The organism is Achromobacter sp. ACM05 (assembly GCF_019218915.1).
Lineage (GTDB): Bacteria > Pseudomonadota > Gammaproteobacteria > Burkholderiales > Burkholderiaceae_B > Achromobacter > Achromobacter animicus.
Genome location: NZ_JAHUWQ010000003.1, coordinates 563,256 through 588,419, shown reverse-complemented (window position 1 = coordinate 588,419; position 25,164 = coordinate 563,256). Strand labels below are relative to the sequence as shown.

Annotated in this window: 28 protein-coding genes; 6 read left to right on the top strand and 22 right to left on the bottom strand. The window is 65.2% G+C overall.

Annotated features, from left to right (window positions below):
- Positions 1 to 97: 97 nt before the first annotated feature.
- From KW836_RS21155 to KW836_RS21135, 5 genes are all read right to left on the bottom strand, one after another.
- The gene (locus KW836_RS21155; RefSeq protein ID WP_218344665.1) at positions 98 to 973 is read right to left on the bottom strand and encodes a DUF2242 domain-containing protein; all 876 of its coding nucleotides are present in this window, start codon (positions 971 to 973) and stop codon (positions 98 to 100) included.
- A gap of 302 nt (positions 974 to 1,275) precedes the next feature.
- Positions 1,276 to 2,466 carry an AMZ family class C beta-lactamase gene (gene blaAMZ / locus KW836_RS21150; protein ID WP_218344664.1) on the bottom strand — a complete coding sequence of 397 codons (1,191 nt, stop codon included), beginning with the start codon at positions 2,464 to 2,466 and terminating at the stop codon, positions 1,276 to 1,278.
- Positions 2,467 to 2,622: 156 nt separating this feature from the next.
- Positions 2,623 to 3,939, bottom strand: a complete 1,317-nt coding sequence (locus tag KW836_RS21145; RefSeq protein WP_175123588.1) for an amidohydrolase family protein — start codon at positions 3,937 to 3,939, stop codon at positions 2,623 to 2,625.
- A gap of 135 nt (positions 3,940 to 4,074) precedes the next feature.
- Positions 4,075 to 4,860, bottom strand: coding sequence for an alpha/beta fold hydrolase (locus KW836_RS21140; protein ID WP_218344663.1), 786 nt, complete (start codon positions 4,858 to 4,860; stop codon positions 4,075 to 4,077).
- Positions 4,857 to 5,735: a fumarylacetoacetate hydrolase family protein gene (locus KW836_RS21135; RefSeq protein WP_218344662.1), complete on the bottom strand. Its 879-nt coding sequence runs from the start codon at positions 5,733 to 5,735 to the stop codon at positions 4,857 to 4,859. Before KW836_RS21135 ends, KW836_RS21140 begins: the two co-directional genes overlap by 4 nt.
- 264 nt (positions 5,736 to 5,999) lie before the next feature.
- Between KW836_RS21135 and KW836_RS21130 the strand changes: the two genes are divergently transcribed.
- Positions 6,000 to 6,854 (top strand): helix-turn-helix domain-containing protein, encoded by an 855-nt coding sequence (locus tag KW836_RS21130; protein ID WP_175123591.1) that lies wholly within the window; start codon positions 6,000 to 6,002, stop codon positions 6,852 to 6,854.
- Here KW836_RS21130 and KW836_RS21125 read toward each other — a convergent pair whose 3' ends face one another.
- The gene (locus tag KW836_RS21125) at positions 6,855 to 7,484 is read right to left on the bottom strand and encodes an SMI1/KNR4 family protein (protein ID WP_370633065.1); all 630 of its coding nucleotides are present in this window, start codon (positions 7,482 to 7,484) and stop codon (positions 6,855 to 6,857) included. It lies immediately after the preceding gene.
- A 67-nt stretch (positions 7,485 to 7,551) separates the two neighbouring features.
- A complete protein-coding gene (locus KW836_RS21120) occupies positions 7,552 to 8,139 on the bottom strand; it encodes an SUKH-4 family immunity protein (protein WP_218344660.1) in 588 nt (195 codons plus the stop codon).
- Positions 8,140 to 8,376: 237 nt separating this feature from the next.
- Here KW836_RS21120 and KW836_RS21115 point away from each other — a divergent pair, with 237 nt between their 5' ends.
- The gene (locus KW836_RS21115) at positions 8,377 to 8,778 is read left to right on the top strand and encodes a hypothetical protein (protein WP_218344659.1); all 402 of its coding nucleotides are present in this window, start codon (positions 8,377 to 8,379) and stop codon (positions 8,776 to 8,778) included.
- Positions 8,779 to 8,783: 5 nt separating this feature from the next.
- On the opposite strand, the gene KW836_RS21110 is transcribed toward KW836_RS21115, so the two are convergent.
- Together KW836_RS21110 and KW836_RS21105 are read right to left on the bottom strand one after the other, a co-directional pair.
- Positions 8,784 to 10,406, bottom strand: a complete 1,623-nt coding sequence (locus tag KW836_RS21110) for a methyl-accepting chemotaxis protein (protein ID WP_218344658.1) — start codon at positions 10,404 to 10,406, stop codon at positions 8,784 to 8,786.
- A gap of 188 nt (positions 10,407 to 10,594) precedes the next feature.
- Entirely contained in the window at positions 10,595 to 11,569 is a 975-nt protein-coding gene (locus KW836_RS21105) for a GlxA family transcriptional regulator (protein WP_218344657.1), read from the bottom strand.
- Positions 11,570 to 11,740: 171 nt separating this feature from the next.
- Between KW836_RS21105 and KW836_RS21100 the strand changes: the two genes are divergently transcribed.
- Together KW836_RS21100 and KW836_RS21095 are read left to right on the top strand one after the other, a co-directional pair.
- Positions 11,741 to 12,097 (top strand): DUF1428 domain-containing protein, encoded by a 357-nt coding sequence (locus KW836_RS21100; RefSeq protein ID WP_175123597.1) that lies wholly within the window; start codon positions 11,741 to 11,743, stop codon positions 12,095 to 12,097.
- A 67-nt stretch (positions 12,098 to 12,164) separates the two neighbouring features.
- Positions 12,165 to 12,662, top strand: coding sequence for a VOC family protein (locus tag KW836_RS21095; protein ID WP_218344656.1), 498 nt, complete (start codon positions 12,165 to 12,167; stop codon positions 12,660 to 12,662).
- 43 nt (positions 12,663 to 12,705) lie between these two features.
- Here the strand turns inward: KW836_RS21095 and KW836_RS21090 are convergent, their stop codons facing one another.
- Both KW836_RS21090 and KW836_RS21085 read right to left on the bottom strand, forming a co-directional pair.
- Positions 12,706 to 13,227, bottom strand: coding sequence for a DUF1993 family protein (locus KW836_RS21090; RefSeq protein ID WP_175183932.1), 522 nt, complete (start codon positions 13,225 to 13,227; stop codon positions 12,706 to 12,708).
- Positions 13,228 to 13,441: 214 nt separating this feature from the next.
- Entirely contained in the window at positions 13,442 to 14,503 is a 1,062-nt protein-coding gene (locus KW836_RS21085) for a PHB depolymerase family esterase (RefSeq protein WP_255596028.1), read from the bottom strand.
- Between the two features lie 472 nt (positions 14,504 to 14,975).
- On the opposite strand from KW836_RS21085, the gene KW836_RS21080 reads away from it, so the two are divergent.
- Together KW836_RS21080 and KW836_RS21075 are read left to right on the top strand one after the other, a co-directional pair.
- Entirely contained in the window at positions 14,976 to 15,620 is a 645-nt protein-coding gene (locus KW836_RS21080) for a hemolysin III family protein (RefSeq protein ID WP_175138118.1), read from the top strand.
- A gap of 243 nt (positions 15,621 to 15,863) precedes the next feature.
- Entirely contained in the window at positions 15,864 to 16,262 is a 399-nt protein-coding gene (locus KW836_RS21075) for a DUF4168 domain-containing protein (RefSeq protein ID WP_218344654.1), read from the top strand.
- 128 nt (positions 16,263 to 16,390) lie between these two features.
- Here the strand turns inward: KW836_RS21075 and KW836_RS21070 are convergent, their stop codons facing one another.
- The 11 genes from KW836_RS21070 to KW836_RS21020 form a co-directional block, all read right to left on the bottom strand.
- The gene (locus tag KW836_RS21070; RefSeq protein ID WP_175138116.1) at positions 16,391 to 17,152 is read right to left on the bottom strand and encodes an ABC transporter permease; all 762 of its coding nucleotides are present in this window, start codon (positions 17,150 to 17,152) and stop codon (positions 16,391 to 16,393) included.
- Complete coding sequence (locus tag KW836_RS21065; RefSeq protein ID WP_175123604.1) at positions 17,149 to 18,072, bottom strand: ABC transporter ATP-binding protein; 924 nt, start codon at positions 18,070 to 18,072, stop codon at positions 17,149 to 17,151. Before KW836_RS21065 ends, KW836_RS21070 begins: the two co-directional genes overlap by 4 nt.
- Positions 18,073 to 18,196: 124 nt before the next feature.
- Complete coding sequence (locus KW836_RS21060; protein ID WP_175138114.1) at positions 18,197 to 18,433, bottom strand: hypothetical protein; 237 nt, start codon at positions 18,431 to 18,433, stop codon at positions 18,197 to 18,199.
- A gap of 16 nt (positions 18,434 to 18,449) precedes the next feature.
- Positions 18,450 to 18,722 carry a FixH family protein gene (locus KW836_RS21055; RefSeq protein ID WP_175138113.1) on the bottom strand — a complete coding sequence of 91 codons (273 nt, stop codon included), beginning with the start codon at positions 18,720 to 18,722 and terminating at the stop codon, positions 18,450 to 18,452.
- Positions 18,723 to 18,757: 35 nt separating this feature from the next.
- A complete protein-coding gene (gene ccoG / locus KW836_RS21050; protein ID WP_175123607.1) occupies positions 18,758 to 20,248 on the bottom strand; it encodes a cytochrome c oxidase accessory protein CcoG in 1,491 nt (496 codons plus the stop codon).
- Between the two features lie 71 nt (positions 20,249 to 20,319).
- On the bottom strand, positions 20,320 to 21,285 hold the full coding sequence (gene ccoP / locus KW836_RS21045) for a cytochrome-c oxidase, cbb3-type subunit III (protein ID WP_175138112.1): 966 nt from the start codon (positions 21,283 to 21,285) through the stop codon (positions 20,320 to 20,322).
- Complete coding sequence (locus KW836_RS21040) at positions 21,282 to 21,458, bottom strand: cytochrome oxidase (RefSeq protein ID WP_056563017.1); 177 nt, start codon at positions 21,456 to 21,458, stop codon at positions 21,282 to 21,284. Before KW836_RS21040 ends, ccoP begins: the two co-directional genes overlap by 4 nt.
- 2 nt (positions 21,459 to 21,460) lie before the next feature.
- On the bottom strand, positions 21,461 to 22,198 hold the full coding sequence (ccoO, locus tag KW836_RS21035; protein WP_175123609.1) for a cytochrome-c oxidase, cbb3-type subunit II: 738 nt from the start codon (positions 22,196 to 22,198) through the stop codon (positions 21,461 to 21,463).
- A 10-nt stretch (positions 22,199 to 22,208) separates the two neighbouring features.
- Positions 22,209 to 23,696: a cytochrome-c oxidase, cbb3-type subunit I gene (gene ccoN / locus KW836_RS21030; RefSeq protein ID WP_175123610.1), complete on the bottom strand. Its 1,488-nt coding sequence runs from the start codon at positions 23,694 to 23,696 to the stop codon at positions 22,209 to 22,211.
- A 215-nt stretch (positions 23,697 to 23,911) separates the two neighbouring features.
- Entirely contained in the window at positions 23,912 to 24,073 is a 162-nt protein-coding gene (ccoS, locus tag KW836_RS21025) for a cbb3-type cytochrome oxidase assembly protein CcoS (protein WP_105239608.1), read from the bottom strand.
- A complete protein-coding gene (locus KW836_RS21020) occupies positions 24,070 to 25,047 on the bottom strand; it encodes a hypothetical protein (RefSeq protein ID WP_175138111.1) in 978 nt (325 codons plus the stop codon). Before KW836_RS21020 ends, ccoS begins: the two co-directional genes overlap by 4 nt.
- Positions 25,048 to 25,164 lie beyond the last annotated feature (117 nt).

Sequence of the window (25,164 nt, the reverse complement as noted above, 5' to 3'; positions counted from 1 at the left end):
TTATCGCCGCTCGCTGGAAGACCCGTGCGGCGCGTGCGCGCAGGCAGTTTGCGATACGGCAAACTGGGCGGCGGTCGATGCGCTGGGATGTTGGGCGTTAGTTGACGGACTGCGGCGCGGGCGGCGTGGCGGGTGCGGCGGGCGAACCCGTATCGGGCGTCGCTGCCGCGGGCGCTTTTTCCGTGGCCGATCCGGCAGCCGGCGCCCCTTGGACGGGCGAACCTGCGGCAGGCGAACCTGCGGCAGGCGATCCCCCCGTAGGCGTCTTCGCAGGTGCTGCAGCGCCAGCCGGGGCCGGCTTGTCACCGCCAGCCTCCGTCGGATTCAACGTATCCGCCGGCGCATTCGGAGCCACCACCGGGTCTGCGGGCGCGGGCGCCGGGGCGGACTTGGGCGCGGCGCCCTTCGTCCGCACGGGCGGCTCATGCGGCGCGGCAGCCGCCTGCGCATCCGGCAGGAACCGCTGCAGCAACTGGAAGAACCCGTCATAGAACTTGGGCCGCGTCACCGTCTGGCTGGCGGTCTTGACCAGCGAATCGTCGCTGCCCCCAAACGGCATGGACACCTGCCCCAACACGCTGACGCCCACGCTGGCCGAGTTGCCGGTGCGTTTGATCGAATAGCGGTCCTGCACGGCGTTCGCAAATACGGTGGTGCGGTCGCTCGCACCGCCGTCCGATGCGCATTCGACGTTGAAGCTGATCTGCGTATGCTGCCCGTCCTCGCCCTCGAAGTTCTTGTGGCCCGTGACGCGAGACGGCTCGTACTTGTCGATGAGATAGCCCTGGCTAAGCAAGGCGCGCCGGCCCGCGTCGCACGCGGCGCTGCTGGCCGCCGGAACGCTACGCGAATACGTATCCGTTTGCGCGAAGTCCTCGCGTTCGTAGACGGGCTTGGGGGAAGAACATCCGGCCAGGACGGCCGTCAGCGTGGCAAACAACGGAAAAGCGATACGGCGGGTGACGCGAGGCATGAGAGGTCCGGCGTGGGGCGACGACCTGCATTATCGGACAAGAAATCCGTTTATTTATTGGGGACGGGATACGCCGGAGATATGTTGAAACAGGTTCGAGCGATCCGTCATGACCGCCAAAGCGGTTCCCCCTGCGTGCCGGCGGGCGCATCCCGTACCGGCACACGTCGTAATTCGTATCGAAATCGGCGCGCCATTCCATGGCCCGCGCGCAACACCCTTCGCAACGCGTCAGTGCACACGTTCCTGAACCATGCCGATGCGCCGCGGGCCTGCTGCCGGCGTGCGGCGCAAACCCGCAATCAACGCGCGGCGCGGGCCGAGGACGGCTGCTCGTCCAGCTCGCCCAGGATTTCCGCCGCCAAGCGCACACGCGCTTCGTTCGGATAGTTGCGGTTGGCCAGGATGACGATGCCCAACTTGCGCGCGGGCACGAACGCCACATAGGCGCCAAAGCCGTTGGTCGAGCCTGTCTTGTTGAGCCAGCTCTCGCCCAGCGGCGCCAACGGCGGTTGCAGCGCCTGGGCCGGATGGCTCTGGCTGTTCAGCGTGCCGGCGTTGGCCGTCAGCAGCGTGTCCAGCGCCACCGGATACGGAAACTGTTCCCACGCCATGTCCTGCGTCATGCCGCCCACCTGGTAATAGCCGACGTGGGTGTCGGCGAGCGCGCGGCGGATGTCCTTGTCCAGCACATCCATGTCCATGCTGGCTTCAACGTAGCGCAGCATGTCGCGCGCGCTGGACTTGACGCCGTAGGCCTCGGCCGCGAGCACGCCGGGATTCACGCGCACCGGCGCGCCCTGCTTGTTGTAGCCCTGCGCATAGCGCGACATCTTGGCGGCGGGCACATTGATATACGTGCTGGACAGGCCCAGCTTCGGAAACAGGTCCTTTTCCATCGCCTGCGCGAACGGCTGCTTCATGCTGGCGGCGGCCACGACGCCCAGCATGCCGATGCTGGGATTGGCATACGAGCGATACGTGCCCGGCGCGTGCTCGGGCTTCCATGCCTTCAGGTATTGCATCAACTGCGCGTTGTCGCGCACGTCGTCGGGCACCTGCAACGGGAAGCCGCCCGTGGTGTGCGTGGCCAGGTTCACCAGCGTCAGCTTGGCGAACTCGGTGCCGGCAAGCTCAGGCACGAACCGCGCCGGACTGTCGGTCAGCGTCAGCAGCCCCTTGGCCTGCGCGTAGGTGGCGAGCGTCGCGGTGAAGGTCTTGCTGATCGACCCCAGCTCGAAGAGCGTGTCCCGAGTGACCGCGCGCCGCGTTTCCAGCGATTCGACGCCGTAGGTGTAGAAGCGCTGGCGGCCCTGATGCGTGACGGCGATCACCATGCCCGCGATGTCGTGCTGCCGCATGACCGCGCGGGCCGCTTCGTTCACGACGCTGTCGATGTAGGGCAATTCAGAGCGGCCAAGGGCGGGACCGGACACGGCGGTAAGAAGGCCGGCGCAAATCAGGCCGGCGCAGAGGTGTCTACGGGTATTCATGCAGCGTTCTCAGGGAGGGGGGACAAACGAGCCGGCAGGACGGGCCGCGCGGCGATGCCGAATCGTACCGCGACGCGCGTCCGACGAGGCGCATTTTTCCCTCCCTGCCGTGGCCTCAGGGCCTGGCGCAGGCGCGCCTTCGCCCTGCGCCCTGCGTCAGGCTAAGGCCGGCTCCGCGCGCAGCGGCTGAGCCGCATTCCCGATCCCCGTGCCGTCCTGCACCGTGCCGACTATGTCTTTGCAGACTTTCCCCTCCTTCATCACCAGAACGATCCGCGCGGGATCTACCAGCAGCGACAGATCGTGCAGCGGGTTGCCGTCCACCATGACGACGTCGGCCAGATACCCCGCCCGCAGCATCCCCAGCTCGTCAGGCCGCTGCATGATTTGCCCGCCCAGCCGCGTGGCCGCGACCAGCGCCTCGACCGGCGTCATGCCGATGTAGTCAACGAAGTATTGGAGGTCGTTGGCATTCGTGCCGTGCGGCATCCAGGCGAATCCGTAGTCGCCGCCCGGCAGGATGCGTATGCCGCGCTTGTGCATCTTGCGCAGGCTCTCCGCGGCGATTTCCAGCTCGCGCTTGTAGCCCATGCTTTCGGCTATGGCGGGCGTGATGCCGTAGTCGGACGCATGATAAGCGGTACGGACCAGCCAGCCGATGCCCGGCGCGACGAAATGCTTGTCCTTGTTGGCCTCCAGCATGTCCAGCGCTTCGTCGTCCGCGAAGCTGGCGTGATAGACCATTTCGATGCCGTGGCGCACGCATTGCTTGACCGATTCGCTGGACCGCGCGTGGGCCGCGATCCGCTTGCCGTACCGCTTGGCCTCCGACGCCAGCATGGCGATCTCGTCTTCCGCGAAGGGCGACATTTCGGCCGGCAGGCCGGCGATGTATTCGCCCGACAGATTGATCTTCAGATGGTCGACGCCGTACTTGATGAACGTCCGGACCGAGCGGCGAATCTCTTCGGGACCGCTGCAGACGCTGCCAAAGCTCAGCTCCTCGAAGTGCATGTGCGGCAAGGTGTTGTCGCCCAGCGCGCCGATGGTCGTGATCTCCTGGCTGCCAGCCAGGTAGCGCGGCCCCGGGCACTCGCCGGCCTCGATCGCGTTGCGCAGCACCACGTCCAGCCGCGGCTTGGCCGCCGCCGCGCCAATGGCGGACGTCCACCCCATTTCCAGATAGCGCTTGGCCACGCGGACACACCAGAGGATGTGCTCCTCGGGCGGCATGAACTGAATGGCCGCCAGCGTGGGCTGGTCATTCCACGAGAAATGCGTGTGCGCCTCAGTCATGCCCGGCATCAGGAACCGGCCTTTGCCATCGATGACGCGGGCGCCGTCCCGATTGACGCGTTCGGGCAGGCGCGCCACCTCGGCGATGCGGCCGCCGTCGATGAGTATCTCTCCGTCAAAGACGTCGTCGCCGCTTCCGTCAAAGATGACGGCATTGGTAATTGCGATTTTGGACATGCGTAGTCTCCTCCTGGCCCGCGCAGGGCCGGAATTTTTTTATGAAAAGTGTTGATGCGAAATCGGTGCTGCGGATCGATGCTGCGAAGCCGGTGCTGCGGACCAGGTACGGCGAGCCTGGCAGTCAGCCGCGCCTCACCGGACCAGGCCCGAATGAAACGCCTGGAACGCTTCGATGCAGGCACCCGGCTGCTCAAACGTGGTCCAGTGCCCGCAGTCCGGCACGATGGTGCAGCGGCTGCCCGGGATACGCCCTGCCATCACCTGCACGTTCGCTGGCGGCGCCACGCCGTCCTCGTCCCCCGTCACCAGCAGCACCGGCACGTCCAGGTGTTCAAGATCGGCAGACTTCGCGTCGGCCAGCGCTTCGCAGCTTTGCGCATACCCGTCCGGCGGCTGCCGCATCACGCTTTCGCGGACCAGGGCCAGCACCGCCGGCAGATCCACCTTGGTGCGGCGGCTGGTGGCGCCTTTGACGATGGCATCGGCGATCTCCTGCATGGCAGGCGCGCCCTGCCGGGCCAGCGCCGCGCGTGCCCGGATGCCCGGCCTCCCCGCCTCCGGCGGTTCGGCCAGCGGCCCGAACAGCACCAGCGACCGGACCCGGGCCGGTTCCTTCAACGCCAGATGCTGCGCGACGATGGTCCCCAACGAATGCGCCGCAACGTGCACTGCGCCGCAGTCCAGCGCTTTCAGCACCGCGACCAGCGCATCGACATAGCCCGCGATGGACAGTTCGCCATCCGGCAAAGGCGACCTGGCGCTGCCGGGCAGATCCGGGCGGATGACGCGATACCCCGTCAACGCGCCCATCAGCGGCGTCCAGGTGTTGGACGAGCCGCCCAGCCCGTGGATGCACAGCAATGCGGGCCCGTCGCCGTCGACTTCCACCGTCAGGCCATTGATCGTCGTTGTCGTCATGACGCCTTCTCCACGAATTCGTTCTCGATGCTGCCCAGCCCTTCCACCTCCACGCGCACCACGTCGCCGGTTGCCAGATACCGGGGCGGCGTCAGGCCCATGCCGACACCCGCCGGCGTCCCGGTGGCAATCACGTCGCCCGGGTACAGCGTGATGCCGCGCGAGATCGTTTCGATCAAAGCCGGGATGTCGAAGATCATGTTTTCCGTGGGACCGTCCTGCCGGAGTTCGCCGTTGACCCAGCAGCGCACGCGCGTTCTCGTCCCATCGAACGCATCCGCGGTGACGATCCACGGCCCCATCGGACAGAAGGTATCGAACGACTTGCCCATGTCCCATTGCTGGTGCCGCATCTGCACGTCGCGGGCGGTGACGTCGTTGATGACGGTGTAGCCGAAGACGTGATCCATGGCGGCGCCGCGCGCGATGTTCTTGCCCGTCTTGCCGATGACCACGCCCAGCTCGGCCTCGTAGTCGATCTGCGCGGACACGCCGACCGGCAGCAGGACCTGCGCACGCGGCCCCACCACGCATTCCGGCACCTTGGTGAAGACGATGGGCCACGATTCCGGATTGGCGTCGTTGTCCTTGAAGACGGACGCAGACAACTCCTTTGCATGCGCGTGGTAGTTGCGCCCCACGCACCAGACGTTGCGCCGAGGCCGGGGCAGCGGCGCCCGCAGGTCGACGTCGGACAGGCGCAGCGGCGCCAACGTGCCGGGCAGCGGGCGGCCCGCCGTCAACAGGTCAATCACGGCCTGCGCGCCGAGCTGCCTGCCCGCGTCGTCAAGCGCCAACGGCGCGACCGTCAGGCCGTCGTCCGAGACCAGGCCGACGCCGGGCTCTCCATTCATCAAGTAACTTGCAATGCGCACCGCGGTCTCCTTCGTGCTTCGGAAAATCGGCGAGCGGTTCATGCCTCGCCGTCAGCACGACTTTAGGAGCGCCGGCGTGGCCGCGCTTATCGTTCGGTGCGGGAACTTATCGCAGAGTCAGATGGCGTGATAGGTGTATACACCTAGAGCCCGGCAATGCCCGAAACCACGCCCATAAAATTCCCGCAGAAGGCCCCGGCGGACAGGTGGCCCCGGCGCGGCGAGCGCGCGCTCATCGCCCGATCAGAAACTGGGAGACAGATCATGCAAGAGACTTACGCCTTGCACGAAGGCGCGTTCGGCCGCGCGGTCGTGCTGGAGCTGCGCGGGGATTTGATTGCGCATGCGCATGCGGAAGTGCAGCTTGCCCTGTGGCTGGGCGGCGCAAGAGCCGAGGCGCACGTCGGCTCGAAACTGGTGCCTTACAGCGAACACCTGGCGTTGGGCACCAACACCTACGAATCCCATGACGCCCGCCTGCTCGACCGCTCGGGTCCGGCCGTCTTTCTTGTCCTGTACATCGCCAAGCCCTGGCTGGACGAGCGCCGCGCCGCCACCGGCCGCCCGTTTCATTTCACCGCGCCCGGCGTGCCAATCGATCCGGCCGTGCGCCAGGGCTGTTGGAGCCTGCTGGACAAGATCGTCGCGCCGCAGGACCATCCGCGCGCCGACATCGACGCCGAGGTCGAAGCGCTGCTGCAGGCGGCGATCGAATCGTCCTCCCAGGCCAGGCGCCCGCCCGGCGCGGCCTCCCGCCCGCAGACGCTGGACCGGCGGCTTCGCACTGCCATCCTGTACATGCGCGAAAACGTCCACGAACCGGTTGCCGTGGAAGATATCGCCAGCAAGGTGGGGCTGTCGCGAGGCCACTTCTTTGCGCTCTTCCGGGACCAGCTCAACACCACGCCGCAGGTGTTCTGGAGCGCGGTGCGCGTGGAGGAAGCCGTGCGCAGGCTGGTCCAGCAGGAACAGCCGCTGACCTCGGTGGCGATGGACCTGGGGTTTTCGACGCCCGGCAACTTCTCGCGGTTCTTTCGCGATCACATGGGCGTGTCGCCGTCGCGCTTCCGGCGCGCGGCCTCCGGGTCTGCGCCGCATCTGCTGACGGGGATTCCCTGACTACGCTTCTCCGCACTCCCAACGCGGAACCACCTCAAAAGGCGCATCTTCTGCCACCGGCAACAGCGCCAACGCCGCGCTAGCGGACGCTTCATTGATCCAAACCGTCGCCCCGTCCACCGGCGCTGGCGGGGCATCCGCCATCAACCGGTCCAGTTCCGCCTGCATCACCGGCGGCAGGTATTCCTTTAATGCGTTGATGTTCGCCGCGACACAAGCCACCGCCTCGGCCGCCGTGAGGCCATCCTCGACAAGATGCCCCACGTCCGCCGCGCTACGCACCAGCGCGTCGAACACGAACGCCTCGAATGACGCCCACTCCACGCGCGCATCGCCGCTGTCATGCCAGACGAGCGCAACGCCCACGCCGCCGCCCGCCGTGGGCGTCAGGCAATAGGCATCGCCCGCGCCGGACTCTGCAAAGGGCAGAAAGCGCCTGCCATGCTGATAGCCGGGATTGAGCCATTCCTCGGCCGTTTGGCGCGCCTGCTGCGCGTCGATCCATTCCAAGTCATCCATGCAGGACAGCACGGGCCGCGCGGCCAGCGTATTGCCCTTCCAGTCGGCGCGCCACGCCGCGCTGTCCTCGCCATAGCCGGTGCGGCCGGCATCGATCAACCGGGCCAGCATGCCGGGCAAGGCTACGCCGCAGTCCGCGGCCAATTCGGCAAACGTTGCCATTCGTCTTTTTCCTTCGTCAGAACTCAAGCACATCCAGAAAGCACTCGGCCTCGACGGGGTCGCCCAGCACAATGGTCAGCGACTGCAACGCACGCGTCCGATGCTCGGGCCTGATTTCCCAGTCATCGTTGCGCAGGTCTTCGTCGGCCTCCAGGCAGACGACGCCGACCGCGGCCACCGCGGCCGCGAACGTCGGCAGATCGGGCGCCACCACGGCGGCGTCCCATGCGCCCGTGCCGTGCATGGCGTAAAGAATCTTGCCGGTTTCCGTGTCCAGGATGAAGGGGTCCGCGTTCTGGTCGGCAATCACCAGCCAGTTGTCCTGCCATTCGGCAACGCGTTCGCCGTTCGACGCGTCCCAGCGATAGCCGGCCTGCCGGTCCCACAGCTTGTAGAGCGGCGGAAAGCTGATGTTGGTTTCGGAAAGCGTGATGCCGACCGGCCCCACGTTCTGGTGATAGGTGGCGCCCCACGGGCCCACCAGTTCGTAGAAGTCGGCGAGCACCTGTGGCAGCGCAATGTCGCCCTGCCACGCGTCGCGCGGCTGCGGGCGCAGTTCGCCAAACCGGGCGAACTGCGCCCGGAGGGATTCAAAGGAATTCATGTTGATGCGTATCTGGACAACGTATTAGCGATAACTCTTGCCGCGCCGTCAGCGCGGACGGTAGCGCGGGTGGTAGCAACTGAACTTCGCACGCGGCGCCAGACCGCATTTTGCTACATTTGAACGCCCTGCTCTGAGGCGACGCACGATTGAAGCGCCACAGGGCGGTGGCAGAAGAAAACCGCTTTCGACCACGGACAATCCATGCGCCTACCGTTTGCAGTTTCCGCCTTAACCTTGGCCGCGCTCCTCGCCGGCTCCGGCGCTCACGCGCAGCAATGGTTCGACGTGCCGCCGCGTCCCGATCACCCCAACGTCTCGATCCGGATCGGGGGCCTGCCCAACACACAGCAAGCGTCGGGCCACGCCCGGGGCAGGATGGAACTACGCTACACCGCTGCGCAGACCATTCCGGGCGCGGACAAACAGCCCGTGCGCTATGACCGTTCGGTGACCGAGGTGCTGTTCGATTGCCGCCGGTCGCAGGTCGGCTTCTTGCCGGCCACCAGCTACTTCCTGAACGACACCCTCGTCACCACCATCAAGGACGAGACACTGGACGAAAGCCAGGTTCAGTTCGTGCGCTTTGCGCAAGGCAGCCCGCAAATTAAGGCGTTGCAGGCCGCTTGCGGAAAATAGCGGCGCTAAGCAAGCATCAACGTGCGCGGGGCGCGAGTGGGATCTTGCTCCGGTCCGCGCCGCGTGGCGTCTTCGGACAAGCGGAACACGCCCACCGCCCGCACCAGCTCGCGTGCCTGGTCCTGCATCGAGCCGGCGGCCGCGGCGGCTTCCTCGACCAGCGCCGCGTTCTGCTGCGTCACCTCGTCCATCTGCGCCACGGCAAGGTTCACCTGATCGATACCGCTGGCCTGCTCGTGCGACGCGGCGGCGATCTCGCCCATGATGTCCGTCACTTGCTGCACGGCGGTGACGATCTCTTGCATGGTGGCGCCCGCGCCCTCGGCCTGACGCGCGCCCGCGCCCACCTTGCCGGCGGAATCCTCGATCAAGGCCTTGATCTCGCGCGCGGCCTGCGCGCTGCGCTGCGCCAGCGAGCGGACTTCGCCCGCCACCACGGCAAAGCCCTTGCCCTCCTCGCCCGCACGGGCCGCTTCAACGGCCGCGTTGAGCGCGAGGATGTTGGTCTGGAACGCGATGCCGTCGATCACCGACACGATGTCGGAAATCTTGTGCGAGCTGGCCGAGATCTCCTGCATGGTGCCGACCACCGCGGACACCGCCGCCCCGCCGCGCAGCGCGATTTCCGATGCGCTGGCTGCAAGCTGGTTGGCCTGGCGCGCGTTGTCCGCGTTCTGCTTCACGGTCGAGGCAAGCTCCTCCATCGACGCCGCGGTTTCCTCAAGCGATGCCGCCTGTTCTTCGGTGCGGCTGGAGAGATCGGCGTTGCCCGCTGCAATCTGGCCCGAGGCGCTGGAAATCGTTTCCGACCCGTGCCGGATCGCACGGACGGCGCCCGCCAGCCGCTCCTGCATGTCCTGCAAAGCGTGAAGCAGGCGCCCGGTCTCATCGCGGGAGTCCGCTTCGATCCGCTGGCCCAGGTCGCCGCCCGCCACGGTTTCGGCGGCCTTGACCGCACGCGCCAGCGGACGGGTGATCGACCGGCTGACCTGCCAAGCGAGCAACGCGCCCAAGGCGAGCGCCAGGCCGGCCAGGCCCACGTTCAGGCGCTCGGCTTCCTGGATGACGGCCTGGCTTGCAATGCCTGCCTCGTCCATGTCGGCCGACTGTTCCCGGGACAACGCGATGATGTGATCCTGCAGGCTGTCCAGAATGGGCAACGTCTCTTGCAGCATGCGCTGGCGGGCGCCGTCGCGATCAGCGCTTCTGAGCAGGGCGCCCACCGACTGGAAGGACTTCACGTAACGGCCCCGAGCCTCTTCCAGCGTGCGCAGCCGGGCGCTGGCATCGGCCGTCGCCATCAATGGCCGCAGGGTGGCCAAGGCGTCGTCGATGCGTTTACGGTTGGCCTCGATCTGCTGGAACAGCTTGTCCATCGCGGCCGGGTCGGCGTTGACGATCAGTTCCAGATTGACGCGGGCGTTGGCGCGCGTCGTGACGTCGACCACCGAGATCGCGTTGGCCTTCACCCAGGTTTCCTGCGTGATGGCGCGGTTGATGCTGCCGATGCGTGTCAGTTCGAAATGCGACACGCCGGCCAGGGCCAGCAGCAGGGCCAGCACGACGCCGAAGCCCAGGCCCAGTTTGGTGCCGATGGAGAGATTGCCGAAATGGGTGCGGAGCTTCATAGAGGGGCCTCAGGGAAAACCCCAGTCTATGTTTCCCGACACATTTCGCAAACATTTGCGCACGGCGTTGTTTGCGATTCCACAAAGACAACGAAGATAAGCCGTGGCGCAGCAACACTGCTGAAACAAGCTTGACGTCGGCCCGCGTGCGGCAGCGTTCAAGCGGTGTTTGCCGCGCAATCGCCGTGCTATTGATACCGCTCGCGATATCCCACGGGCGACATGCCGCAGTATTTGTTGAAGATGTCGCGGAAGGCCTTGGTGTCGTTGTAGCCGACTTCGTACATGACTTCGGCGACGCTCTTGCGCGAGCTTTCCAGCCGCTGTTTGGCGGCTTCGACGCGAACACGCTGCACGTATTCGACGATGCTGTTGCCGGTGGCCTGGCGGAAGCGCCGCTCCAGCGTGCGGCGGCCCAGTGCGTGGCGGCCGGCCAGTTCCTCGACGGTGATCTTTTCCTGGTAGCGGCCTTCAATGTATTCCTGCACCGCCCGCACGATCTCGTCCGCGTGCGACTTCTGCCCCATGAAGACCGAAAAAGGCAACTGGCTCTGGCGGCTCCAGTCCAGCTGGAAATACTTGGCGCACCAGATCGCGGTGTCGCGGTCGGTGTACTTTTCGATCAGGTGCAGCACGAGATGCGCGGCCGAAAATGCGCCGCCGCTCGTATAAACGCCGTTTTCTGCCATGACGACGCGATCGCTGGTCCATCGCACCGTCGGAAAAAGGCTGGCGTACAGGTTTTGCGCAACCCAGTGCACCACCGCCTGCTGCCCGTCGAGCACGCCGCCCGCGGCGAGCAGCGCGGCGCCCATGCACAGACTGGCGACCTCGCCGCCTTCGCGGTGATGGCGCGACAGCCATTCGATGAGTTCGCGGTTGGACAGGACCGCGTCCGATACCGAACCCAGAAGCGGCGGCGCAATGCAGATATGGATGTCGGTGGCGTCGGCCAGCACCATGTCGGCCTGCACCTTGATGCGTCCGTCGTCCAAGCTGACCTCGCGCGTCAGCGCAAGCGTGCGCACATGGAACCGCGGCTCGCGGCCGTGCGCGCGCAGGTATTCGTTGGCCACCATGAAGCCGTGGCGCGCGGTTTCCAGGGACGCAATATTGGTCCCCTTGGGCAGCAGGAACGCGACGTTTTTCATGTTGCCAAGCATACGCCTGCAGGCTGACGCAATCCACCCGCAAGATTGTCGCAATTGCCTATCTGAAAGCCGCGCGGATCCCGATAAAGTGGTTCCTGCCGATCCAGGAATCCGGACGGCGGCCGGAACGGATTGCGGACGTGCCGGCCCAAACCAGAACAACACGGACGTGAGGAGTGATCGATGGACAAGTACATAGACGGTTTCCTGCTGTGCGTACCCAAGGCCAACCTGGAGACATACAAGAAAATGGCCACGCACGCCGAAGGCATCTGGCGCGAGCACGGCGCGCTGGACTACCGCGAAGGCGTGGCCGACGACATCGATGGAGAAGGCTTCGCGTCATTCAGCGCGGCGGCCGGGGCGCGCGAAGGCGAAGTCGTGGTCTTTGCGTGGATCCTGTACCCCAGCAAGGAAGCGCGCAACAGCATCAACGCCAAGGTGATGTCCGATCCGCGCCTGGCGGAGATGTGCTGCGAGGGCGTGTTCGACGTCAAGCGCATGTGCTGGGGCGGCTTTGCCACGCTGGTCGGCAACTAGCGCGCGCGGCCACGCCCCGAGCGCAACCATTCAACCCGCAGCCGTTCAATAAACCTGGAGACACATCATGGCCACCAAAGCAGCCAAGCCCATTCCCGACGGCATGCACACGCTGACGCCGCATATCATTTGCGAGGGCGCCTCCGACGCGCTCGCCTTCTACAAGAAAGCCTTCAATGCCGAGGAGCTGATGCGGCTGCCCGGACCCAACGGCAAGATCATGCACGCGGCCATCCAAATCGGCGATTCGGTCCTGATGCTGATGGATGATTTTCCGGAATGGGGCAGTCTGGGACCGAAGGCGCTCAAGGGCACGCCCGCGGTGCTGCACTTGTACGTGACCGACGCAGACGCCGCGATCCAGCAGGCGGTCGCGGCGGGCGCGCAAGTCACGATGCCCGCTGCCGACATGTTCTGGGGCGACCGCTACGGGCAGGTGGTGGACCCATTCGGCCACCGCTGGTCCATCGCCACGCACATGCAGGACCTCACGCCCGAGGAGATCCAGCAGAACATGGCGAAGATGGGGCCGATGGATGGCTGCGGGGACCCGTCAAAAAAATGAGCGTGCGGCGCGGCGCGGGGGACGCCGCGTCCGCCTTGATTCATCAGGGGGCCAGTTGCGGGTACGGTCCCAGGAAATCCAGCTTCCCGATCGGCACGCCGGCCTGGCGCAGGATGCCGTAGGCGGTGGTCACGTGGAAGTAGAAGTTGGGCAGCGCGAACGTCAGCAGATACTCGTCGCCCTGGAATTCAGGCTTGAAGTTGCCAAAGCTCAGCGTGATGCGGCGGCCTTCGGCGCCGTCGACCTGCTCGGGTTTGACGCTTTCCAGATATGCGATCGTGTCCGCGACGCGCTGCTGCAATTGCGCAAGCGTGGTCTCGGTGTCGGCGAATTTCGGGGCGTCGCCTTGCGACAGCCGCTGTGCCGCGAACTTGGACGCATCGCTGGCACGTTGCACTTGGCCCGACAGCGGATACATGTCAGGCGCGAGGCGCGCGTTAACGAGTTCCGAGGGGTCGATGCCGGTGGCTTGCGCGTGCGCAGCGGCCTTTTCCAGCAGCGCGGCCAGCACGTTCAGGCCGCGGATGAAGACAGGCACGGACGCCTGGTACATGGACAGGGGCATATCGACGATTTCCGTAAAAATGGGGTTGGCGAAGGGTGTCAACGGGCGCCAGGCGCTTTGAGATTGCAGCGATGTTACGCCGCCACGGAGTCGCCCGGACGCCGGTGGCGGCGACAACATCATTCTGGATGCCCGGACAATGGCGCACCGCAGCCGCCCAGCTGCCTGCCGCTCACCGCCAGCCACCGGCCAAAGTCTGTGATGCCGGTGGCCGTCATTGCGCAGCGGCAATCGCGCCCGCACGCCGCTGACTCTGAAAGAACCGCCACACCAGCGCGGAGGCATCGGGACCGCTGCGCGCGTGATACCGGATGGCAGGATCCCCGCCACTCCAGGCGTGTTCAAGCCGCGTGATCTCGCACAGCCGCAGCACCGTCTTGCGGCCGCGCAACACATCCACCCGGCGGTACGCTTTTTCGGTGCCCAACCCCAGCACGCGCTCGATCGGCAACGCGTGCGGATCGGCGGCATTCAGGTTGCGGAACTGTTCAAACAACTGCCTGGCATTGCGCGGCGCCACGGCCGGATCAAGCTGGCCGTGCAGGATCAGTGCCGGCATGCCCAGGTCGAAAACGGCGGGGTCCGCCACGGCTTGCACCAGCGGCGCCAACGGCTTGATACTGCCGCGCCGCATCGTGCTCAGGCCATTGCCGGCGTTATGCGCGTCGCCCACGACCGGCCCCGAGTGCATGGCCACCGCGGCGATCAGACTTGGATGACGCAGGGCGACCAAGGCCGCCATCCCCGCCCCTGCCGACAGGCCCGCCACGTAGACGCGTTCGGGGTCCAGACCGTGGCGCACGACTTCCGACCGGATCAGGGCCGCGATCAGATCAGCCTCGGCCCCGCCATGATCGTCATCCGGCTGAAACCAGCGCCAGCAGCGCTGCACCTGACGCGCCAGGGATTGCTGCGGATACAGCACCATGAAATCCCCGGCGTCCGCCCACTGGTTCATGCGCGATCCACGCGCGAAAGCCTCGGCTGTCTGCCGGCATCCGTGCAGCATTACGACCAGTGGCATGCCGGCGGCTGTGGCAGTGGCGGAGGCGGGGGTGTAACGCGCAAAGGCCAGCCGGCGGCCGGTCTTGTCCGTGAACTGGCGGGAGGCCTCCCAGCGGCCGGCGCCAAGCGACGCCGCCTCGGGCGCCGCTGCCCTGCCCGCGCCCGCCGTCCCGCCCGGCCGCGCCGTCTTGACCGCCCGCCCCGCCGTGGTGCCGGCGGCCGTCTTGCGCGACGGCGTGGCGCGCTTGCGGGCTGGTTTGGGGGCCGCCATGCGCATTGCCGTGCGCTGGAGGCGGGTGATCTTTTTTGCCGCTTTGAAAAACAGACTGCTGAAACTGCGCGCCATTGTTAGGGCCTGTTCGGAGGTTCCTGTTTGCCGCGCCGCCCGGGGTGCCGGGGTTGGCAGCGCCGGACGGCGGTCGCCGCGGCTACGCCGCTCCGCAAGGCGGATGCCTGTCGTCTGGTGCGCATGTGTGGACGGGCGGAGAGGACGCCCCAACCGAAAGACCTGATGCCGGATTCATGAGTGCTTCCCCTAAGAGTGTCGATCACGGCAGCGCCTGGCGCGGCCGACGTGCAAGCCCGGAGTGAAGAACATGCGACGCCTCTATTGGGCGGTTTGTTCGCGGGACGAATGTATCACAGCGTAACGACGTTGCGATCGGTCAAGCCTACCCGACGCGCGCCTTGAGCGCGCATGCCAAAAAGCCTAAGGTGGAAAACTTGTCATCAACAGGCTCCCCATGTTTCCCAACGACCGACCCCAGACCCTGGGCGAAGAAATCGCCAACAGCATCAGCCACGGGCTGGGCGCCGTGGGCGCGCTGGCCGGCACGCCGCTCCTGATTGCCGCCGCCGTGCGCCAGGGCGATGCCGCCTTCATCGCCGGCGCCGCCGTGTTTGCCGCGTCAATGTGCCTGCTGTACCTCGCGTCCGCCATCTATCACGCCCTGCCCCGCTGCCGCGCCAAGCAGATCTTCAATGTGCTGGACCACTCGGCCATCTACCTGCTCATCGCGGGCACCTACACCCCGTTCGCGCTGGGCGCGCTGCGTGGCCCTTGGGGGTGGACCCTCTTCGGACTGGTGTGGGGCCTGGCGCTGCTGGGCGTGGGCCTGAAGGCCAGCAAGCGGCTCAACCGGCCCGCGCTATCCACGGGCCTGTATCTGGCAATGGGCTGGATCGTCGTTATCGCGGTCAAACCCTTGCTTGAACTGGTGCCGACCGGCGGCCTGTGGTGGCTGGTGGCTGGCGGCCTCGCCTACACCGGCGGTGTGGTCTTCTTTGTGTTCGACAACCGCTGGCGCTACAGCCATTTCATCTGGCATCTGTTCGTGCTGGCCGGCACCGTCTGCCATTTCTTCGCGGTGTTCTGGTACGCGGCGTAAGCCCGCAAAGGCGCCCGATCCGCTTCCGAAGGACAAACCTAAGGACACATCGCGGCCAGCAGCGACTACGAAACCGCGCAAAACGTTTCGAACGCGAGGGACCGGCGTCCCCCGGGGCTGCCCCCGCACCGCGCGTCAGAGATCTCGTGGTCTGCCGACACAGGAAAACACATCGCGAAACTTGTCCCACGGCGGTCCGGCTGGTCATCATGGTCGGACTTTCAACCGGAACAAGGAGTTTTGATGCAGCGTTCCAAATATGCATTCCTATCCGCCGCCATTCTGATGACGGCGCTGTCCGGTGCCCCTGCCCTGGCTCAACAGGCCGCCCAGGCTCCGGCGCAGACGCAAGCTCAGCCGGGCATGGCGCCCGCCGTGCAGAAGCCGACGGATCAGCAATTGCAGAAGTTCGCTTCAGCGTCGCAGAAGATCTCTGGCGTCGTTGACGAGTACCGTCCGAAGGTCGAAGCCGCCAAGACCGACGACGCCAAGCAGAAGGTCGTCAAGGAAGCGGACGAAAAAATGGTCAAGCTGGTCCGCGCGGACGGGCTGTCGGTTGAGGAATTCAACGGCATCGGCCAGGCCGTGCAGCAGGATCCCCAGCTTCGTGATCGCCTGATGAAGATGCAGCCGGCGCGGTAAGCCCGGGCGCTGACGGACACGCAGTCACGCCGCCCACGACGGCCGCCTCGGAAAAACAAGGCGCCGCATTCCCTGAACGGGACATGCGGCGCCTTTTGCATTGTGCGAGGCCTGACGTTGCAGTTGTGTCAGGTCTTCAGGCGGTAGCCCGTCTTGAAAATCCACCGCACGCCAATCAGGCATGCAACCAGGAAGGCCAGCGTCATGCCCACGCTGACGCCGATGCTGACGTCCGCCACGCCAAAGAACGCCCAGCGGAAACCGCTGACCAGGTAGACCACCGGATTGAACAGCGTGACGGTCTGCCAGAACGGCGGCAGCATGTTGATCGAATAAAACGTGCCGCCCAGAAAGGTCAGCGGCGTGATGATCATCAACGGAATGATCTGCAGCTTTTCAAACCCGTCGGCCCAGATCCCGATGATGAAACCGAACAGGCTGAACGTGACGGCGGTCAGCACCAGGAACGACAGCATCCAGAACGGATGCGCCACGTCGAACGTCACGAACAGGCGCGCGGTGGCCAGCATGATGAGACCCAGGATGATGGACTTGCTGGCGGCCGCGCCGACGTAGCCCATCAGGATTTCCACATACGAAATGGGCGCCGAATGGATTTCGTAGATCGTGCCTGAAAAGCGCGGCATGTAGATGCCGAACGAGGCGTTGGCCACGCTCTGCGTCAGCAGCGACAGCATGATCATGCCGGGCACGATGAACGCGCCGTAGCTCACGCCGTCAATCTCGACCATGTGCGAACCGATGGCGGAGCCGAACACGACGAAGTAGAGAGACGTTGAAATCACCGGCGACAGCACGCTTTGCATCAGCGTGCGCCAGGCGCGGGCCATTTCGAAAAGGTAGATGGCGCGGATGGCGTAGAAGTTCATGATTGACCGTGCACCAGGCTGACAAAGATGTCCTCGAGCGAGCTTTCCGAGGTGTTCAGGTCTGCGAATTCGATCTGCAGGCGGCTCAGGTCCTGCAGCAGACGCGAAATATCGCCGCCGCGCTCGTTGTCGTAGGTATAGACAAGCTTGTAGCCGTCGGGCGAAAGCTCAAGCTGGTAGGCGTCCAACGCCGTCGGAATGCCGGGCAGCGGCGCCTTCAGTGTCAGCGCAAGCTGGCGTTTGCCCAGCTTGGCCATCAGCGCATTCTTTTCCTCGACCAGGATGATTTCGCCCTTGCGGATCACGCCGATGCGGTCCGCCATTTCCTGGGCTTCTTCGATGTAGTGCGTGGTGAGGATGATGGTGACGCCGCTTTCGCGCAGCCGTCGCACCATTTCCCACATGCCGCGCCGCAATTCGACGTCGACACCCGCGGTGGGTTCGTCCAGGAACAGGATGGCCGGTTCGTGCGACAGCGCCTTGGCGATCATGACGCGCCGCTTCATGCCGCCGGACAGCGCCATGATGCGGCTGTCCTTCTTGTCCCACAGCGACAATTCGCGCAAGACCTTTTCGATATAGGCGGGGTCCGCCGGCTTGCCGAACAGGCCGCGGCTGAAGGTGACCGTGTTCCAGACGCTTTCGAAGGCGTCCGTGGAGATTTCCTGTGGCACCAAACCGATCTTGGACCGGGCGGCGCGGAAATCGGACACGATGTCGTGGCCGTCAGCCAGCACCGTGCCATGGGTGGGATTGACGATGCCGCAGATGATGCTGATCAGCGTCGTCTTGCCCGCGCCGTTCGGCCCGAGCAACGCGAAGATTTCGCCGCGCTGGATGTCCAGGCTGACATTCTTGAGCGCCTGGAATCCCGACGCATATTGCTTGGATAAGCCTTGTACTGAAATGACTGGCTGCACGCGAGCCCCCAACTTGACCATAGCCGGAGGATTTTACCCGTCGCGCGGCCCGCGCTTGTTCAACCTGGCGGAACGGTGTGTTTTCTTTTTGGGAACACTGGAACTAGTTTTTGGAACACTGGAACTAGAAGTCGTCGTCCTCTTCAACCTTGGGCATCAGGTACGCCGTCAGCGCGCTGGACAGGCCGGCCATCACCCACAAGACAAAGAACGACACCGTGTAGAAGCCCATTCTGCCGGTTGGGACGTAGCCGAAAATGGCCACGTCCAGCGGATCGATCAGGGCGAAGATCAGTGCGCTACCCGCAGCCGCCGCCATGAACGACGGCCACAGGATCCACATCAAAGATCGCAATCCCATGCCTGAACTCCCCCGATCAAGGTTTGGCGGCTGCAGAGCCGGCGGGCGTCGGCGCCGGGCTCGCGGTCGCGCCGGACGCGGTCTGTTCGATGACCAGACCGCGTTTGACCACACCCTCCTGGATGGGCTGGCTGGCGAATTGGGTCATCGCGAAGTAGATCGTGATGAAGCAGCCGATCATGGCGGCGAACGGACCCGCCATCAGGATCCACGGCCAGGGCTCGCGGTACCAGGGCTTGGCGGGATGCGCCGCGTCGGCGGCGTCAACGGTGATTTGTGCAGCGTTCATGAAAATTCCTTTTGGTGACCAGGGCGGTGTCTGCCCTACTCGGGCACGTAGAAACTGGCAGCCTCGTCGGTTTCAACCTGCCGGTTCTCGCCATCCTGCCCCTTGGCGCGCAGCGTGATGGGATGGGCGCCGGGCGCTGCGCCCGCCGGGGCGCGAATGACCATCGGCACCAGTTTGTTGGCGGCGGGTTCGACCTCGACCACGTCCGATCCCTGTTGGCCCGCCAGCACCGCCAGGTCGGGCATGCCTTCGGCCGTCAGGCGCAGCCGCATGGGCGCGTCCGACGTGTTGATGATCTGCAGGCGATACACGTTTTCGATCATGCCCCCTGCCACCTCGCGGCCCAGCACGCCGCGGTCGCGGATCACATCGACGCGCAGCGGGTTGCGGACCACCAGCGAGACGACGAAGGCGATCGCCAGCAACAGGATCAACGTGCCGTAGATCAGGACGCGAGGCCGCAGCAGATGCGACCGCGCGCTCTTCGTGGACAGACCATCCAGCATGGCGCGCTCGGACGTGTAGCGGATGAGGCCTGGCTCGTATTGCATCTTGTCCATCACCTGGTCACAGGCGTCGATGCAGGCCCCGCACCCGATGCACATGTACTGCAGGCCATCGCGGATGTCGATGCCGGTCGGGCAGACCTGCACGCAGAGACTGCAATCGACGCAGTCGCCCAGCCCCTTCGCCTTGTGGTCCACCTTGCGCGAGCGGCCGCCACGCGGATCGCCGCGGCGCTTGTCGTAGGTGACGACGAAGGTGTCCGGGTCGACCATCACGCTCTGGAAGCGGGCGTACGGGCACATGTACTTGCACACCGATTCGCGCATGAAGCCGGCGTTGCCCCAGGTGGCGAAACCGTAGAACAGCATCCAGAACCACTGCCAGGGTCCGAGCTGCAGCGCGAAGAGTTCGTGGCCGAGCTCGCGGATGGGCGCGAAGTAGCCGATGAACGTAGAGCCGGTCCACCAGGCCAACGCGATCCACAGGAAGTGCTTGGTGAACTTCAGGCGGAACTTGCGCCAGCTCCAGGGGGATTCGTCCAGCCGGATGCGCGCGATGCGGTCGCCTTCGACCTTGCGCTCGATCCACATGAAGATTTCGGTGTAGACGGTCTGGGGACAGGCGTAGCCGCAGAACAGGCGCCCGGCCACCGCGGTGAAGAGAAACAGCGCCAATGCCGAAATGACCAGCAGCACGGCAAGGTACACGACGTCCTGCGGCCACAGCACCAGGCCGAAGATGTAGAACTTGCGCGCGCCCAGGTCGAACAGCACCGCCTGGCGGCCGTTCCATTCGAGCCAGGGCAAGCCGTAGAAGATGATCTGCGTGATAAAGACGAACGCGATACGCCAGCGGGCAAAGATGCCACTGACGGATCGCGGATAGATCTTGCTGCGCACCCCCGCCAACGTCTGCTCCAGGGTCTCCTGGCCAGGACGCGGCGGCCGCGTATGCGGCCGCCAGGGCGGCGGGTCACCGCCAGGCGAACTGCTGACGCTTGCGGTTGACCCATCTTCCATTTGCTGCTCCGTGCTTGTAAGTGCTTAGTGATATGGGAGGCCGCGCGGCCTCCCATTTACGTGCTGCCGGTTCACTGCTTGGCAGTGCTGCCCTCGGCCGGCGCGGCAGCGGTCTGCGTAGACGCGTCGGGCTTGTTGGACAGTCCCCAGACCCACGCAGTCAGGATCTTGATCTGCTCGGGACTCAGGATGTGTTCGTGCGCCGGCATGCGGTTGTCGCGGCCATCAAGAATGGTCTTGACGATGCTGGCTTCCGAACTGCCGTAGAGCCACACGTCGTCCGTCAGGTTCGGCGCGCCGACAAGCTGGTTGCCCTTGCCATCGACACCGTGACAGGCGACGCAGAAGTTGGCGAACTCGCGCTTGCCGCGGAACACGCGGACCGGATCGGCGGTCAGGCCAGACAGCGAACGCACGTACTGCGCGATGTCGCCGGCCATCTTGGGATCGATCGAAGCCTTCCAGGGCGGCATGATGCCGTGGCGGCCTTCCTTGATGGTCTGCATGATGGCTTCGGGCGAACCGCCGTGCAGCCAGTCGCCGTCCGTCAGGTTGGGAAAGCTGGGCGCGCCCTTAGCGTCGGAGCCGTGGCACTGCGCGCAGGTGTTCAGGAAGAGACGCTGGCCGATTTCACGGGCGCCCGGATCCTGCGCAATCTGCGGCACCGTCATGGTCTCGAAGCGCGCATAGATGGGACGCACGGCTTCAGCCATCTTGGCCTGCTGCTGCGCCACTTCGTCGGCGCTGCTGTAGCCCAGCTTGCCCTTGTATTCGCCCAGGCCCGGCATCAGGAAGAGGTATCCCAGTGCAAAGGCGCAGGCCAGCAGGTACATCCACGTCCACCAGGTGGGGACCGGGTTGTTGAGTTCGGTCAGGTCGCCGTCCCAGACGTGCCCGGTGTCCTCGACCTGGCCGCTGGCCGGCTTGGCGGTGAGCCAGCGGCGTTGCGTGTACAGCAGCCACACGCACCACACCACCCCGCCCACGGCGACGATCGAGATGAAATACCCCCAGAAGCCATTGACGAAATCGCTCATGACCGATTCGCTCCATCTTGTTGTGCCTGCCCGAATTCATCGGGCAGTGCGAACGGCAGCATGGCCGACTCGCGATTGGCGCCCTGGCGGCCGCGCGAGCAGGCCCACCAGACGATGCCGAAAAAGGTTGCCATCGAGATGGCGGTGACGATTGCGCTCAGGTAGCCGACCATGATCAGCCTCCCGTGGCCGCTTGCGCGGCGGGTTGCACGGCCGATTGGGCAGCGGGTTGCTGAGCCTTCTTGGCCGCTTCCGCCTTGGCCTCTTCGGCCTGCTTGGCAAGCTGCGCCTTGCGCACGCCGACACCCAGGCCTTGCAGATAGGCCACCAGCGCGTCTTCTTCCGTCTTGCCTTCGATGGCCTTGGGCGCGGCGGCGATTTCCTCGTCGGTGTAAGGCACGCCCAGGGCACGCAGGGCACGCATGCGCTGGTCGACGTTCTGGCCGGTGATGACCGTCTTTTCCAGCCACGGATAGGCGGGCATGTTGGATTCGGGCACCACCTTGCGCGGATCGCGCAAGTGGATGCGGTGCCAGTCGTCGGAGTAGCGCTCGCCGACGCGCGCCAGGTCCGGACCCGTGCGCTTGGAACCCCACAGGAACGGGTGATCGAACACCGACTCGGACGCCAGCGAGTACGACCCGTAGCGCTGGACTTCAGCGGCGAGCACGCGCACCTGCTGCGAGTGGCAGCCCACGCAGCCTTCGCGGATGTAGACGTCGCGACCCATCAGCCGCAGCGGGCTGTAGGGTTCGACGCCCGCCACGGGCTGGGTGGTGCTGTGCTGGAAGAACAGCGGGATGATTTGCACCAAACCTGCGAAGGAGACCACCAGGATGCTGGCGATGATCATCCAGCCGATGTTCTTCTCGAGGGTCTGATGAGAAAAGAAGCCGTGATTCTTGTTGGCCATGATGTCCTCGTCAAACAGTGGCCGGCACGGCGGTCGCGGGGACCGACGGACGGGCGGCATGGGGATCGTCTTGCGGAATGGCGGGATTGACCGCGGTCGCGCCGCTCACCGTCTTCCATACGTTCCAGGCCATGACGAACACACCGCACAAGAACAGGGTTCCACCCAGCAAACGGATCAGGTAGTACGGAACGCGCGTCTTCAGTTCTTCGACGAAGCTGTAGACCAGGGTGCCGTCCGGCGCCGTGTCGCGCCACATCAGGCCCTGCTGCACGCCGGCGATCCACATGGCGGCGATGTACAGCACCACGCCGATGGTCGCGATCCAGAAGTGCAGTTCGATGGCCTTGACGCTGTACATCTTTTCGCGGCCATAGAGGCGCGGGATCAGGTAGTAGAGCGAGCCGAACGAAATCATGGCGACCCAGCCCAGCGCGCCGGAGTGCACGTGGCCGATGGTCCAGTCCGTGTAGTGCGACAGCGCGTTCACGGTGCGGATCGACATCATCGAGCCTTCGAACGTGGACATGCCGTAGAACGACAGCGCAGTGACCATGAACTTTAGGATCGGGTCGGTGCGCAGCTTGTACCAGGCGCCCTGCAGAGTCATGATGCCGTTGATCATGCCGCCCCATGAAGGCGCCAGCAGGATCAGCGAGAAGGTCATGCCCAGCGACTGGGTCCAGTCGGGCAGCGAGGTGTACAGCAGATGGTGCGGGCCCGCCCACATGTACGTGAAGGCCAGCGCCCAGAAGTGGACGATGGACAGGCGGTAAGAGTAGATGGGACGGCCGGCCTGCTTGGGCACGAAGTAATACATCATGCCCAGGAAGCTGGTGGTCAGGAAGAAGCCCACCGCGTTGTGGCCGTACCACCACTGCACCATGGCGTCCTGCACGCCCGCGTAGGCGGAGTAGGACTTCCACATCGACACCGGCATTTCAATGTTGTTGAAAATGTGCAGGATGGCGATGGTGAGGATGTACGAGCCGAAGAACCAGTTGGCCACGTAGATGTGCTTGGACCGGCGCTTGATGATGGTGCCGAAGAACACGATGGCGTAGGCGACCCAGACCAGCGTGATCAGGATATCGATGGGCCATTCGAGTTCGGCGTATTCCTTGCTGCTGGTAAAACCCATGGGCAAGGTGATGGCGGCTGCGACGATGACGACCTGCCAGCCCCAGAACGTGAAGGCGGCGAGCTTGTCGCAGAAGAGGCGCGCCTGACAGGTGCGCTGGACGACGTAGTAGGACGTCGCAAAAAGTGCGCTGCCGCCGAAGGCGAAGATCACGGCGTTGGTGTGCAGCGGGCGCAGGCGGCCGTAGCTGAGCCATGCGGTGTCGAAATTCAATTGAGGCCAAATTAGCTGAGCGGCCAGAAAAACACCGACAGCCATGCCGACAATGCCCCAGACCACGGTCATGATGGCGAACTGCCGCACGACCTTGTAGTTGAAGGTATCGGACTTGCTTGCGATTGCGGGGCAATCGTTCATCACCCATCCCCTAAAGTAACAAGAACTTCCAGGCTTCGATGATGGGACTAGTCACTCGAGGAGGCGTTGATTTGGATCAACCGGGTTGCGACGCCTTGGACATCGCTGCATAACCGCAACGCTATTAGGGGTATCGGGCCGTGAAAAGACCTGGCCGATGCGCCGCGGCGGGGTCCGCAGAGGCGCATCGGCGGCGGTAATTTGCGCCGCGGCGATCAGCGGCGGCCGGCGGCGCCGCTGTCGTCGTCGCGCAAGATGGCCGTGCCGGCGCTGTCGGTGTCGTCGTACTGACCGTTGAAGACGGCCCACCAGAGCGACACGCCGATCGCCAGCACGAAAAGCAGCGACAGCGGCAGTAGCAGGTAGAGGATGGTCATGGCGCTGCTCCCAGCGCGGCGCCAGCGGCCAGACGGCCCGACCAGTCGCGGCGGCACAGGCGCCAGGAGTTGTAGGCCACGGCCAGCGACGACACCAGCATGGTGATGGCGGCAAGCCAGGGCGTGACCCAGCCCACCAGGGCCAGCGGCGTCATTAGCAAATGCCAGACGAGCGAGCCGTAAAGATTCTGCCGCGCCTTGCGCCGGGCTTCGGCAAGCAGCGCGTCAAGCGCGGCCTCGGGCATGTCGGGGTGCGCTGCCAGCGCGCTATGCGCGGAAGCCATGGCGGTGGGAACGGCCATGGACATGGCACAGGGACAGCTCATGACCAGCAGCGCCACCATGACGGGAATGCTGTGGGCGGGATCGATGTAGGCCCAGCCCGCCGCGGCGGCCAAGGCCAGCGCGACCTGCACCATGACGAAACGCGACGCCACGCGGTCGGCGCGCGTGCCGAGCAACAGGCGCTGGTCTTCGACGCGGGCATGGCGGCGGCCGGCGGAACCCGCGCCGCCGAAGGATTGTCGGGCGCACAGTTCCAGATAACGTGCGGTCAGCAGGAACGCGACGAACATCGTGACCGAGTCGAAATAGACTTCGCCCCGCCCCGTATACGTGGCGTGGACGCTGGGGATGAAGGCGGCGATGATGCCTAGCGCCACCGGCACATCCATGCCGGCGCGGCCCTGCCGCAGATTGGCGCCCGCGTGGCGCCAGATGGGCCATGCCGAATACAGGACGACGGGCACGGTCAGCGCGAAGCTGGCCCAGTTCATGAGGACGATGGCCCAGTCCAGGGTTTCCAGCGCGTCGGCGGGCATGGATTCATGGCGCAGATAGCCGGGCCAGGCGAACATCATGACCTGCATCATTGCCAGCCAGGCCAGCGACAGACGCACCAGCGCATGGCGGCGTTGCTGGCGGTCGGCATCGGGCAGGCTGGCCGGGACGGCGAAAATCGATTTGGCACGCATGTTGCCGATGGTAGTCAGGCCTGTCCCCGACCGCCTTGATCTGAATCAAGACGCCAAAGACGATTTGCCACTGCCCCGCCGCCGCGCTTCGGCAACATGCCGCCCGCCCATCCTCCG

Bases quoted from the DNA above. Each gene is read 5' to 3' on its own strand.
- KW836_RS21075 (WP_218344654.1), top strand. From the start codon at position 15,864: ATGCAGCGTTCCAAATATGCATTCCTATCCGCCGCCATTCTGATGACG.
- ccoN (WP_175123610.1), bottom strand. From the start codon at position 23,696: ATGAACGATTGCCCCGCAATCGCAAGCAAGTCCGATACCTTCAACTAC.
- KW836_RS21110 (WP_218344658.1), bottom strand. From the start codon at position 10,406: ATGAAGCTCCGCACCCATTTCGGCAATCTCTCCATCGGCACCAAACTG.
- KW836_RS21105 (WP_218344657.1), bottom strand. From the start codon at position 11,569: ATGCTTGGCAACATGAAAAACGTCGCGTTCCTGCTGCCCAAGGGGACC.
- KW836_RS21130 (WP_175123591.1), top strand. From the start codon at position 6,000: ATGCAAGAGACTTACGCCTTGCACGAAGGCGCGTTCGGCCGCGCGGTC.
- ccoP (WP_175138112.1), bottom strand. From the start codon at position 21,285: ATGAGCGATTTCGTCAATGGCTTCTGGGGGTATTTCATCTCGATCGTC.
- blaAMZ (WP_218344664.1), bottom strand. From the start codon at position 2,466: ATGAATACCCGTAGACACCTCTGCGCCGGCCTGATTTGCGCCGGCCTT.
- KW836_RS21020 (WP_175138111.1), bottom strand. From the start codon at position 25,047: ATGCGTGCCAAATCGATTTTCGCCGTCCCGGCCAGCCTGCCCGATGCC.
- KW836_RS21100 (WP_175123597.1), top strand. From the start codon at position 11,741: ATGGACAAGTACATAGACGGTTTCCTGCTGTGCGTACCCAAGGCCAAC.
- KW836_RS21125 (WP_370633065.1), bottom strand. From the start codon at position 7,484: ATGCTGGCCCGGTTGATCGATGCCGGCCGCACCGGCTATGGCGAGGAC.
- ccoG (WP_175123607.1), bottom strand. From the start codon at position 20,248: ATGGAAGATGGGTCAACCGCAAGCGTCAGCAGTTCGCCTGGCGGTGAC.
- KW836_RS21145 (WP_175123588.1), bottom strand. From the start codon at position 3,939: ATGTCCAAAATCGCAATTACCAATGCCGTCATCTTTGACGGAAGCGGC.
- KW836_RS21120 (WP_218344660.1), bottom strand. From the start codon at position 8,139: ATGAATTCCTTTGAATCCCTCCGGGCGCAGTTCGCCCGGTTTGGCGAA.
- KW836_RS21060 (WP_175138114.1), bottom strand. From the start codon at position 18,433: ATGGGATTGCGATCTTTGATGTGGATCCTGTGGCCGTCGTTCATGGCG.
- KW836_RS21040 (WP_056563017.1), bottom strand. From the start codon at position 21,458: ATGGTCGGCTACCTGAGCGCAATCGTCACCGCCATCTCGATGGCAACC.
- ccoO (WP_175123609.1), bottom strand. From the start codon at position 22,198: ATGGCCAACAAGAATCACGGCTTCTTTTCTCATCAGACCCTCGAGAAG.
- KW836_RS21085 (WP_255596028.1), bottom strand. From the start codon at position 14,503: ATGGCGGCCCCCAAACCAGCCCGCAAGCGCGCCACGCCGTCGCGCAAG.
- ccoS (WP_105239608.1), bottom strand. From the start codon at position 24,073: ATGACCATCCTCTACCTGCTACTGCCGCTGTCGCTGCTTTTCGTGCTG.
- KW836_RS21155 (WP_218344665.1), bottom strand. From the start codon at position 973: ATGCCTCGCGTCACCCGCCGTATCGCTTTTCCGTTGTTTGCCACGCTG.
- KW836_RS21095 (WP_218344656.1), top strand. From the start codon at position 12,165: ATGGCCACCAAAGCAGCCAAGCCCATTCCCGACGGCATGCACACGCTG.
- KW836_RS21070 (WP_175138116.1), bottom strand. From the start codon at position 17,152: ATGAACTTCTACGCCATCCGCGCCATCTACCTTTTCGAAATGGCCCGC.
- KW836_RS21055 (WP_175138113.1), bottom strand. From the start codon at position 18,722: ATGAACGCTGCACAAATCACCGTTGACGCCGCCGACGCGGCGCATCCC.
- KW836_RS21090 (WP_175183932.1), bottom strand. From the start codon at position 13,227: ATGCCCCTGTCCATGTACCAGGCGTCCGTGCCTGTCTTCATCCGCGGC.
- KW836_RS21080 (WP_175138118.1), top strand. From the start codon at position 14,976: ATGTTTCCCAACGACCGACCCCAGACCCTGGGCGAAGAAATCGCCAAC.
- KW836_RS21140 (WP_218344663.1), bottom strand. From the start codon at position 4,860: ATGACGACAACGACGATCAATGGCCTGACGGTGGAAGTCGACGGCGAC.